Annotated in this window: 10 protein-coding genes; 7 read left to right on the top strand and 3 right to left on the bottom strand. The window is 65.3% G+C overall.

Annotated elements, in window-relative coordinates; genetic code table 11:
- Positions 1-34: 34 nt before the first annotated feature.
- The 5 genes from rhaI to RhoFasB10_RS25245 are packed head-to-tail and all read left to right on the top strand — an operon-like array spanning position 35 to position 7070.
- Positions 35-1204 carry an L-rhamnose isomerase gene (gene rhaI, locus RhoFasB10_RS25225; RefSeq protein WP_068425251.1) on the top strand — a complete coding sequence of 390 codons (1170 nt, stop codon included), beginning with the start codon at positions 35-37 and terminating at the stop codon, positions 1202-1204.
- A gap of 3 nt (positions 1205-1207) precedes the next feature.
- Positions 1208-3265, top strand: coding sequence for a bifunctional aldolase/short-chain dehydrogenase (locus tag RhoFasB10_RS25230; protein ID WP_167679209.1), 2058 nt, complete (start codon positions 1208-1210; stop codon positions 3263-3265).
- Positions 3262-4734 carry a rhamnulokinase family protein gene (locus RhoFasB10_RS25235; RefSeq protein WP_068425245.1) on the top strand — a complete coding sequence of 491 codons (1473 nt, stop codon included), beginning with the start codon at positions 3262-3264 and terminating at the stop codon, positions 4732-4734. The genes RhoFasB10_RS25230 and RhoFasB10_RS25235 overlap by 4 nt, the downstream gene beginning before the upstream one ends.
- Before the next feature lie 20 nt (positions 4735-4754).
- Positions 4755-5993 (top strand): alpha-hydroxy acid oxidase, encoded by a 1239-nt coding sequence (locus RhoFasB10_RS25240; RefSeq protein ID WP_068426171.1) that lies wholly within the window; start codon positions 4755-4757, stop codon positions 5991-5993.
- A gap of 42 nt (positions 5994-6035) precedes the next feature.
- Positions 6036-7070, top strand: a complete 1035-nt coding sequence (locus RhoFasB10_RS25245) for a LacI family DNA-binding transcriptional regulator (protein WP_084423707.1) — start codon at positions 6036-6038, stop codon at positions 7068-7070.
- A gap of 10 nt (positions 7071-7080) precedes the next feature.
- On the opposite strand, the gene RhoFasB10_RS25250 is transcribed toward RhoFasB10_RS25245, so the two are convergent.
- Positions 7081-7446, bottom strand: a complete 366-nt coding sequence (locus RhoFasB10_RS25250; RefSeq protein WP_068425240.1) for a RidA family protein — start codon at positions 7444-7446, stop codon at positions 7081-7083.
- Between the two features lie 15 nt (positions 7447-7461).
- The gene (locus tag RhoFasB10_RS25255) at positions 7462-8415 is read right to left on the bottom strand and encodes a LysR family transcriptional regulator (protein WP_068425237.1); all 954 of its coding nucleotides are present in this window, start codon (positions 8413-8415) and stop codon (positions 7462-7464) included.
- Positions 8416-8503: 88 nt separating this feature from the next.
- Between RhoFasB10_RS25255 and RhoFasB10_RS25260 the strand changes: the two genes are divergently transcribed.
- Entirely contained in the window at positions 8504-9430 is a 927-nt protein-coding gene (locus RhoFasB10_RS25260) for a DMT family transporter (RefSeq protein ID WP_068425234.1), read from the top strand.
- Positions 9431-9435: 5 nt separating this feature from the next.
- Here RhoFasB10_RS25260 and RhoFasB10_RS25265 read toward each other — a convergent pair whose 3' ends face one another.
- Complete coding sequence (locus tag RhoFasB10_RS25265) at positions 9436-10578, bottom strand: aminotransferase class I/II-fold pyridoxal phosphate-dependent enzyme (RefSeq protein WP_068425231.1); 1143 nt, start codon at positions 10576-10578, stop codon at positions 9436-9438.
- A gap of 148 nt (positions 10579-10726) precedes the next feature.
- Here RhoFasB10_RS25265 and RhoFasB10_RS25270 point away from each other — a divergent pair, with 148 nt between their 5' ends.
- Positions 10727-11419: a DUF3159 domain-containing protein gene (locus RhoFasB10_RS25270; RefSeq protein ID WP_068426169.1), complete on the top strand. Its 693-nt coding sequence runs from the start codon at positions 10727-10729 to the stop codon at positions 11417-11419.
- Positions 11420-11676: the final 257 nt, after the last annotated feature.

Below are 11676 nucleotides of genomic sequence, written 5' to 3' on the forward strand. Positions count from 1 at the left end.
GCCAGACCCCGAGCCCCACCCCGGAGCGTGCACTGTGACAACACATACCGTTCGACCCGACAGCATTCTCGACGCGCTCGCCATCGAACTTCCGTCCTGGGCCTTCGGGAACTCCGGAACTCGCTTCAAGGTGTTCGGTACACCCGGCACGCCAAGGACGATCCAGGAGAAGATCGCCGACGCGGCGACCGTGCATCGTCTGACGGGACTGGCTCCCGCTGTGGCCCTGCACATTCCATGGGACACGGTCGACAGCTACACCGAATTGAAGTCGTACGCTGCCGATCTGGGAGTGCGTCTGGGAACTGTCAACTCGAATACGTTCCAGGACGACGAGTACAAGTTCGGCAGCCTGACCCACACCGACAAGACGGTGCGGCAGAGAGCGATCGACCACCACCTGCGGTGCCTCGAGATCATGACCGAGATCGGTTCGCAGGATCTGAAGGTGTGGCTGGCCGACGGCACGAACTACCCCGGCCAAGGGGACATCCGCGGTCGCCAGGACAGGCTGGCCGAATCGCTCGCCGCGATCTATCAGCACGTCGGCGAAGGCCAACGACTGGTGCTCGAGTACAAGTTCTTCGAGCCCGCGTTCTACGTCACCGACGTTCCGGACTGGGGCACCTCGTACGCGCACACGGTTGCTCTCGGCGATCGCGCCGCGGTGTGCCTCGACACCGGGCATCACGCACCGGGGACCAACATCGAGTTCATCGTCGCGCAGCTGCTGCGCCTCGGAAAGCTCGGATCGTTCGACTTCAATTCCCGTTTCTACGCGGACGACGACCTCATCGTCGGTGCAGCGGATCCGTTCCAGCTCTTCCGAATTCTGTTCGAGGTGATCCGTGGGGGCGGTCTTGCACCCGACTCCGACCTGGCGTTGATGCTCGATCAGTGCCACAACGTCGAGGCGAAGATTCCCGGTCAGATCCGATCGGTTCTGAACGTGCAGGAAATGACGTTGCGTGCGGCGCTCGTCGACACCGCAGCATTGACGGCCGCGCAGGAAACGGGAGACGTGCTGGCTGCCAACGGGATCTTCATGGACGCGTTCTACACCGACGTTCGCCCGCAGCTGGCGTCGTGGCGTGAGGGCCGCGGGCTGCCGGCCGATCCGATGCGTGCCTACGCCGAATCGGGCTACCAGGAGAAGATCGAGGCCGAACGCGTCGGCGGAACCCAGACGTCCTGGGGTGCGTGAACCATGACAACAGAGCAGGAAGTGACGATGAACCCGACCGTTCGAGACCTTCTGTCCAGATCGAACCGTCTCGGCTCCGATCCGAGCAACACCAACTACGCAGGTGGCAACACCTCCGCCAAGGGCACCGACATCGATCCGGTCACGGGTGCCGACGTGGAATTGATGTGGGTCAAGGGATCCGGAGGCGATCTCGGCACGTTGACAGAGGCCGGGCTGGCCGTGCTCAGACTCGACCGGCTCCGTTCGCTCGTCGACGTCTATCCCGGCGTGGACCGCGAGGACGAGATGGTCGCGGCGTTCGACTACACCCTGCACGGCCGCGGGGGTGCTGCGCCGTCGATCGACACGGCGATGCACGGACTCGTCGACGCACCTCACGTCGACCACCTGCATCCCGATTCGGGTATCGCGATCGCGACCGCTGCCGACGGCGAGGAGCTGACCCGGAAGATCTACGGCGACACCGTCGTCTGGGTTCCGTGGCGACGTCCGGGTTTCCAGCTCGGACTGGACATCTCGGCGATCAAGGCGGCCAACCCGCAGGCCATCGGCTGTATTCTCGGCGGCCACGGCATCACCGCATGGGGTGAGACGTCCGACGATGCGGAAGCGAACTCGCTCCACATCATCCGCACGGCCGAGGCGTATCTGGCCGAGCACGGCACGGCCGAGCCGTTCGGCGCACCACTCGACGGCTATGCCGCGCTCCCGGAGGCCGAGCGCCGCGCGAAGGCAGCGGCACTGGCCCCGCACATTCGCGGCCTTGCGTCGACCGACGAACCGAAGGTCGGGCACTACACGGATTCGCAGGTCGTACTGGACTTCCTGACCGCGAGCGAACACCCGCGCCTTGCCGCCCTCGGCACGAGCTGCCCCGACCACTTCCTGCGCACCAAGGTCAAGCCTCTCGTTCTCGACCTGCCGGCGGATGCACCCGTCGAACAGTGCGTGCAGCGCCTGCAGACGCTGCACGAGGCCTACCGCAAGGACTACCAGGCCTACTACGAGCGCTTCGCGACCGAGGACTCTCCGGCGATGCGCGGCGCCGATCCCGCCATCGTCCTGATCCCCGGTGTCGGCATGTTCAGCTACGGCGCCAACAAGCAGACCGCACGCGTCGCGGGCGAGTTCTACGTCAACGCCGTCAACGTCATGCGCGGCGCGGAATCGGTGTCGACGTACAGTCCCATCGACGAATCCGAGAAGTTCCGCATCGAGTACTGGGCGCTGGAGGAGGCCAAGCTCGCACGGATGCCGAAACCCAAGCCATTGGCGACGCGCATCGCGCTGGTCACGGGGGCCGCGTCGGGAATCGGGAAGGCCATTGCGCGCCGGCTCGCGGCGGAAGGCGCGTGCGTCGTCATCGCGGACCTGGACGAGCAGAAGGCGGCCGACGTCGCGGCCGAGATCGGCAGCACCGACGTCGCGATCGGTGTGCGCGCCGACGTCACCGACGAAGCTGCGGTGCAGGCGGCTGTCGACGCGACGGTGTTGGCATTCGGTGGCATCGACCTCGTCGTGAACAACGCCGGCCTGTCGCTGTCGAAGCCGCTGCTGGAGACGACCGTCGCGGATTGGGACCTGCAGCACGACGTCATGGCACGGGGATCGTTCCTGGTGTCCCGCGCGGCTGCGTCGGCGCTGATCGCGCAGAAGATGGGCGGTGACATTCTGTACATCTCGTCCAAGAACTCGGTGTTCGCCGGCCCGAACAACATCGCGTACTCGGCGACCAAGGCCGACCAGGCGCACCAAGTTCGTTTGCTCGCAGCGGAACTCGGTGAGCACGGCGTCAAGGTCAACGGCATCAACCCCGACGGTGTCGTGCAGGGATCGGGCATCTTCGCGGCCGGCTGGGGCGCCTCGCGCGCCGCGGTCTACGGTGTCGAGGAGAAGGACCTGGGCAAGTTCTACGCGCAGCGCACGCTGTTGAAGCGTGAGGTGCTGCCGGAGAACATCGCGGGTGCTGCGTTCGCACTGTGCACGTCGGACTTCTCGCACACGACGGGCCTGCACGTGCCCGTCGATGCAGGAGTCGCGGCGGCATTCCTGCGATGAGCCTGTCGACGGTCGCGGCAGTCGACCTCGGCGCGACGAGCGGTCGCGTCGTGGTCGGCGTGGTCGGCACCGACGCCGCAGGACGGGATGTGCTGGATCTCGACGTCGTGGCGCGTTTCCCCAACGAACCCCTGCGGTTGTGGAACGGAACCAGGACTGCACTGCACACGGACGTGCCAGGCTTGTTCGGGCACATCCGAAAGGGGCTGGCCGACGTCGTGCGGCAGTCGGAGAACCTGGTGAGTATCGGCGTCGATTCCTGGGCCGTCGACTACGGTCTGCTGCGCGGTGGGCGACTGCTCGGCCTGCCGCATCACTACCGTGACGAACGGTCCGAGCGCGGCGTCCAACTGGTCGAATCCGTCGTCGGCCGTGAAGAATTGTTCTCTCGCAACGGTTTACAGTTCTTGCCGTTCAACACGGTGTATCAGCTTGCGGTCGAGAAGGAAGACGGACTGCTGGGCGTCGCAGATCGGGCTCTGCTGGTGCCGGACCTCGTCTCGTACTGGTTGACCGGACGCGAGGTCACCGAACGGACCAATGCATCCACGACGGGCCTGTTCGGAACCGACGGGGTGCCCGATGTCGATCTGATGGCACGGCTCGGACTCGACCCGTCGCTGTTCGCGGACGTGGTCGACCCTGGGACCGTGTTGGGTCCGGTACTGCCCGGCGTGCTCGACGTGGACACGAGTGCTGTCGTCACCACGGTCGGTTCGCACGACACGGCGTCGGCGGTTGCGGCAGTTCCGATGGATCCTTCGTCGTCGGTGTACATATCCTGTGGCACGTGGGGACTCGTCGGAGCGGAAACCGCGGCCCCGGTGCTCGGTTCAGCCGTGCGCGAGGCGGGATTCACCAACGAGGCCGGGGTCGACGGCCGAAACAGACTGTTGCACAACGTCATGGGACTGTGGCTGCTGTCGGAGACCGTGCGAGAGTGGAGCCGGTCCGACGGAGCGCCGGTCGATCTGCCGACGATGCTCGCTGCCGCGGCCCAATGCCCATCGCCTGCGCACGTCTTCGACGCCGACGACCCGGTGTTCCTGTCCCGCGGCGACATGCCGCGGCGGATCCGCTCCTGGTATCTGGAGCGAGACCTCGACGCGCCGTCGTCGCGAGTGGAGATGGTTCGCGCCGTCGTCGAGTCGTTGGCCGCGGCATTCGCCCGTGCGGTGCACGACGCGGCGTCGCTCGCAGGCTTCTCGGCCCGGCAGATTCACGTCGTCGGCGGCGGAGCCCAGAATTCGCTGCTGTGCAAGATTCTGGCGGATCGGTCGGGTATCCCGGTCCTTGCTGGACCGGCGGAAGCAACGGCGTTGGGTAACGTCCTGGTACAGGCACGTGCCCACGGTTCGATTCACGGTGAACTCGACCGGCTGCGTCGTATCGTTGCAACCACGTTCCCGCCGACGCAGTACACACCAGCGGTCTCCCGCACCTGTTCGCAGCGGGCGAGAACGGCATGAACAACGAGAAAGGATCAGCAATGGTCAAGAGGCAGGTCCCGAAGGTGCGCGATCTCGCGCCCCTCATGCAGTTCAAGAAGCCGCAGCTGAACGCGAAGAAGCGCCGTCTCGACGCGGCCCTGACGATCGAGGATCTTCGAAAGATCGCCAAGCGTCGCACTCCGACGGCCGCCTTCGACTACACCGACGGATCGGCCGAAGCCGAGTTGTCGATCACGCGTGCGCGACAGGCGTTCCAGGACATCGAATTTCGCCCGTCGATCCTGCGCGATGTGTCGAAGGTATCGACCGGGTGGGACGTGCTCGGTGCACCGGTCGCGCAGCCATTCGGCATCGCGCCGACCGGGTTCACACGCATGATGCAGACCGAGGGCGAGATCGCCGGGGCGCGCGCTGCGGCCCGTGCGGGAATTCCGTTCTCGTTGTCGACGATGGGAACGCACTCCATCGAGGATGTGCGCGACGCGAATCCGCACGGCCGCAATTGGTTTCAGCTGTACATGTGGAAGGACCGCGAGCGCTCGATGGCTCTCGTCGAGCGGGCGGCGAAGGCGAATTTCGACACCCTGCTCGTCACCGTCGATGTCCCGGTGGCGGGTGCACGGCTGCGCGACAAGCGCAACGGTATGACCATTCCGCCTGCGCTGACGCCCGGGACGGTGATGAATGCGCTCCCTCGGCCGCAGTGGTGGATCGACTTCCTCACGACCGAGCCGCTGTCGTTCGCGTCGATCGACCGCTGGTCCGGCACCGTCGCCGAACTGCTCGACACGATGTTCGATCCGACGGTCACCTTCGAGGACCTCGCCTGGATCAAGACGCAGTGGCCAGGAAAGCTGGTGGTCAAGGGAATTCAGACGCTGGACGACGCGAAAGCCGTCACGGACCTCGGAGCGGACGGCCTCATCCTGTCCAATCACGGTGGGCGACAGCTCGATCGCGCCCCCATCCCGTTCCATCTGCTGCCCGATGTCGCACGAGAGGTGGGTTCGGACACCGAGGTGATGCTCGACACAGGCATCATGTCGGGCGCCGACATCGTCGCGTCCATTGCGCTCGGCGCCCGATTCACGCTGGTCGGGCGTGCGTACCTGTACGGGCTGATGGCGGGCGGTGAGGCAGGCGTGAACCGCGCGATCGACATTCTGTCCGAACAGGTCGAGCGCACGATGCGGCTGCTCGGCGTCACGTCGCTCGAAGAACTCGAACCGGGCCACGTGACGCAGCTCGAGCGTCTGGTGCCGCGGCCCCGTTCCTGATACCGCGTTCGCCGACATACGCGGAGCTGGAAGACTGCTGTCGTGGCAAAGAGCATGAAGCAGGTGGCCGCCGCGGCCGGTGTGTCCGTCGGCACGGTCTCGAACGTGCTGAACGCGCCGGACAAGGTGGCGCCTGCCACCGTGGATCGGGTCATGGCGGCCATCGACCAGTTGGGCTTCGTACGCAACGACGCCGCCCGGCAACTGCGCGCGGGACGGTCGCGATGCATCGGTCTCGTCGTCCTCGACCTGGGAAACCCGTTCTTCACCGACATTGCTCGCGGCGCGGAAGCGAATGCGTTCGAACGCAATCTGATGGTCCTGTCGGCGTCGACCGACGACAAGCCCGACCGTGAGCGGCTGTACCTCGACACATTCGACGAACAGCGGGTTCACGGGATGCTGGTGTCACCGGTCGGCGAGAACCTGTCCCGGCTCGAGCTGTTGCAGTCGCGCGGAACTCCGGTGGTGTTGGTCGACCGGGACGGCACGGGTACGCCGTTCTCGTCGGTCGCGGTGGACGACGTCGCGGGCGGCGCGATGGCAGTGCGTCACCTGTGCGAGCAGGGGCGCAGGCGACTGGCCTACGTCGGCGGACCGTCGAGTCTCAGGCAGGTCGCGGACCGCCTGCGTGGTGCACGCGCCGCCGCACAGGAATTCGACGGAACCGAACTCGAGGTCGTCGATACACCCGACTCGAGCGTCCTCGCGGGCAGGGCCGCCGCGGCCGCCATCGTCGACCGTGCTCCGCAGGACAGGCCCGACGCGATCTTCTGCGCGAACGACCTTCTCGCACTGGGTGTTCTGCAGAGTCTGGTCCTGCTCGGTCGCTCGGTGGTACCGGACGACATCGCCGTCATCGGGTACGACGACATCGATTTCGCGGCGTCGGCTGTCGTCTCGCTGTCGTCCGTTCGTCAGCCGAGCCGCGACATCGGCCATGCCGCAGTCGATTTGCTCGAACGATCGGTAGCAGACCCGTCGGCATCCCCGAGACATGTTCGGTTCGAGCCGACGCTGACCGTGCGTGCGTCGACGACTGCGGCCACGCCTCCCGCCGACACGCGGAAGGCGTAGCCGTCGGACGTCAGGAAATGATGGCGTCGGCCTCGATCTCGACCAGGAGGGCGTCGTCGATCAGTGCATTCACGCCGAGCAGCGTGGTCGCAGGCCGGATCTCTCCGAAGATCTCCCCGTGGACGGCGGCGACGTCCTGCCACTGCGACACGTCGCGCAGGTAGATGCGAGTGCGGATGACGTCCTGCAGGGATGCGCCCGCGTCGACGAGAGCTGCTTCGATGGTCGCGAGGGCAGCGCGAGTCTGGTCGGCGACGGTCTCGCCCGGTGCCGTCGTACCCGAGACCGCGACGCTGTTTCCGATGCGGACGGCGCGGCTGTATCCGATCTTCGGTTCCCACTCGGAGCCGGACGAGATGTTGGTTCTGTTGCTCATGGCTGCAATCTTCCTTCAGCGAGTGGGGGACGCCGGATCCGGGGCGAGAATTCCACCGACGCTGTCGACGGGGGTGCGCGACGCCGACGCCGTCGCCAGTGCGGCACGGAAGGCGCGGACGGCGGGATGACGACCGCGGCCTTCCCGGACAGCGGTGTAGATCGTGCGCTGAGGTCGTCCTGGCAACGTGCTGAGCTCGAGACCGTCGGACTGGTCGGCGGCGATCAAGGCGGGAATGAACGCGGCCGCATGGCCGGTCCGGACGAGGTGTGCATGCATGAGCGGGTCGGGGCTGACGAACGTGACCCTGGGTTCGAACCCGGCTGCCCGGCACACCGAACGCCCCCAGATGCCGGTCGGGGTGTCGGCCGGGTCCATTGCCCACGGCGCATCGGCCAGATCGACGAGACGCCGCCCGGGCGACAACCAGTCCGTGCCGTCGGGCACTGCGAGCATCAGTAGATCTGCAGCGAGATCGGCCCGATCGACGCCCGGCCGGACCTCCTCGGGCAGTCCGGGATACTCCTCGCCGAGGATCAGGTCGTACGCATGCGAGAGCAATCCGTCGTACGCCTGTCCCATGTGATGCTGATCGAACTCGACGGACAACGACGGATGCTCGACGGCCAGGAGATCCAGGACGGCGGGAACGATCGCGAACACGACGGTTTGAAACGACGCGACCCGCAACGTCCCCTGAACTGTCGAGTGCGCCGCAGCCAGATCCGATTCGGCCTCTTCGAGCTGCCGAAGGACCACCTCGGCGTGTGCGGCGAGACCGACTGCGGCGTCGGTCAGCGTGACGCCGCGTCCGACCGGCTCCAGCAGGCGCACGCCCACCTCCTTCTCGAGTAGCGACAACTGCTGAGAGACCGCCGACGGCGTGTACGAGAGTGCGCGTGCGACGCCCGCCAGGGTTCCCCTCCGTTGCAACTCGAGCAGAACGCGCAACCGCGGAACGTACAACATGCAATTCCTTGATAGGTAAGGAACTCTGATTGTTAATGGTAAAAATGATTCGCTGGACTTACCTTAGACGGTCCGCAAAGCTGAATCCATGGCAAGTTTCAGTCGAATGCAGGGCACCGGATCCGCGGTGGCGATGATCGTCGGGTCGTGTGTGTCGTTGCAGTTCGGTGCTGCACTGGCCGTGCAGATATTCCCGCTGGCCGGGTCCTGGGCGGTCACCGCCGCCCGTCTCGCCATCGCAGCTGTGTTGCTCGCGGTGTTCGTTCGTCCCCGGGTCCGGCAATGGTCGCGGGCTCAGTGGAAGGTCGTCTGCGCGCTCGGTGCGTCGTTGGCGGCGATGAACGGGTCGTTCTACGCCGCGATCGAACGGATTCCTCTCGGGGTGGCCGTGTCGATCGAGTTCCTCGGTCCGCTGGTTCTCGCGGCGGTGTTGTCGCGTCGGCGCGTCGACCTGTGCTGGGCAGGTGTCGCCCTGGTGGGAATGGCGATGCTCGGGATCGAATCGGCCGTGCATTCGACGTCGCTCGACCCGATCGGAGTACTGTTCGCGCTCCTCGCGGCCGGATTCTGGTCGTTGTACATTCTTACCAATGCGCGTGTTGCACAAGAGGTTCCAGGAACAGGCGGTCTTGCTGTGGCTCTCGCGGTCGGTGCTGTATGCGTCATGCCTGTCGGGTTGATGCAGGGCATCGAGGCCTTCGCCGATCCGAAGGTGTTGGCGATCGTTGCGCTCGTGGCGCTTTTGTCGTCGGCCATTCCGTATTCACTCGAACTTGCTGCCCTACGGCGCATTCCGCGCAACGTGTTCGGAGTGCTGCTCAGCCTCGAACCGATCTTCGCGACGCTCGCAGGGTGGCTGCTGCTGCATCAGAGTGCGGGTGTTCTGCGCCTGTCGGCTATTGCTCTCGTCATCGTCGCCACCGTGGGAACTGTTGTGACCGCGGAGAAGAAGCAGTCGTCGACGATCGATCCCACCGACGAGCTGCAGCGTCCGAGTCAGCCCTCACCGGTGTAGCGGGCTCACAGTGCGCGGGCGAGGCGGTCGATCGCCTCGACGATCGTGTCCGGTGCGCAGGCCAGGTTCATCCTCGCGAAGCCCCTACCTTCCGTGCCGAAGCTGATGCCGTCGGACAGAGCGAGTTTCGCGTGGTGGAGTGCACGGTCGGCAGGGTCGTCGCCCCAGCCGAGGCCGCGCAGATCCAACCATGCAAGGTAGGTCGCATTCGGCCGTCGTAGCGTGACGTGCGGAAGCTTCTCCGCGAGTTGTTGTTCCAGGACGGTGAAGTTGCGTTCGATCGTCGAGATCGTGGCGGCGAGCCATTCTCGACCGTGTGTGAAGCCTTCGCGCGTAGCCATGAGTCCGAGTAGTCCCGCGCGGAAGTCCACCTCGTCGGGTAGGCCCCGTATGAGGTCGGTCATGCGGTCGGATTCGGCGACGAACAGCGCGCTCTTCAATCCGGCGAGATTGAATGCCTTGCTGCCGGATTCGGCTGCGATACCGTGTTCGCGCGCCTCGTCGGACACCGTCAGGTAGGGCGTGAACGTCGTGCCGTGGTGCGTCAGTGGGGCATGAATTTCGTCGCTGACGACCACCGCATCGTGACGAGCGACGATGCGCGACAACTCGGTCAGTGTTTCACGTGAATGCACCAGTCCGACGGGGTTGTGCGGGCTGCACAACAGGAGTGCACGGGCTCCTTTCTCGAAGGCGCGGTCGATGCCGTCGAGATCGAGCGAGTACTGCCGACCGTCGTCGGACAACGGTACTTCGACGACGCGACCACCTGCTTCGGGGACAAGCTCGAAGAACGGTGGGTAGATCGGTGGGTTGATGATCACGCCGTCACCCGGTTCGATGAGTCTGCGCAGGGACTCGACGATGACGACACTGACGTCGGTGGCGTACCCCATACGTTCCGGGTTCGCATCCCAGTTCCAGACATCCGAGGCGTACGACGCGAAAGCCCGTGCAGCACTGGCGTCGTGTGGATCGACGTACCCGGTGTCACCCGCGTCCAGCGCAGCGTGCAGCGCCGCTCTGATCGGCGGTGCGAGTGGAAAATCCATCTCGGCGACGAACATCGGCAGCACATCGTCAGGGTGGGTGCGCCATTTCTCGCTGGTGCGCTTGCGGAGCGTTTCCATCGAATCCGCAGATGTCATGGTCCGGCCTCCTCGATGCTGTGTGGGCACTGTCCCAGGCTAGCGGGGCGATCCATGACATCCGTCATGGCCGATCAATGGCGTCGTAACTTCATCTCATGGTGGTCTGCACTGTTGTGGGCACGTCGTCGCGACGACAGTGGAGAACATGAACGACAACGCCACAGCAACGATCGACGAGGAGGGCACGATGACGACGCCGGACCCAGCTCAGGAGCAAGCGAAGGACGTCGATGCCACGCAGGTACTGCTGAACAGTCTCGGCGGTGTCAGCGGCATGATCTACACAGCGATTCCGGTCGTGGCCTTCGTGACAGCCAACGCACTCGTCGCACTCCCTGTCGCGATCACCATTGCCGTCGCCGTCGCGCTCGTCCTTGCCCTGGTTCGCATGCGACGGGGTGAACCGCTCACGCAGGCGATCGGGGGACTGATCGGCGTTGTCGCCGCTGGAGTTGTCGCCGCGTGGACCGGATCCGGCAGCGGATACTTCCTGATCGGTATCTGGACGTCGCTCGGCGGTGCGGTGATCATGCTCGCGTCGGTTCTGGCACGCCGGCCGTTGACAGGAATACTCTGGAGCGCGCTGCACGGCAACAGGTTCCGTTGGCGCGCAGAGCGCACTGTTCTCCGCGCGCACGACGTCGCCACGCTGACGTTCGCCGTGCTGTTCGGCGCCCGCTACATCGTGCAGGACTGGCTGTACGACACCGACGCCACGGGATGGTTGGCATTCGCGAAAATCGCAATGGGCACACCGTTGTTCGCGCTGGCCGTACTCGTCACGGTGTGGGCGTTCCGTCGGTCGACCAAGCATCTCGCGGAGCCGGCACGGGTGTGAGAACGTTGTAGTTATCGAGAGACTCGCCGACGGAAATCCGTCGGCGAGTTTTGGTTTTGGCCGAATCTGTAATCGGCTGTGGCGGTGTGGGTTCTGATTTGAACTGGTGTTCCGGAACTTGTCGGTGGGTGCGGCTATGGTGTGGTTGATGGTCGTGGGGGACGAGTCGATGGGGGCGGTTTCGGTGAATGCTGTTGGTGGGGGCGTTGATTGGTCGTCGGAGGTGCCGTCGGTGCCGGAGTGGTATGTGTCCGATG

Origin of the sequence: Rhodococcus sp. B10 (assembly GCF_011770055.1) — a bacterium.
In the GTDB taxonomy this organism is placed as follows: domain Bacteria; phylum Actinomycetota; class Actinomycetes; order Mycobacteriales; family Mycobacteriaceae; genus Rhodococcoides; species Rhodococcoides kyotonensis_B.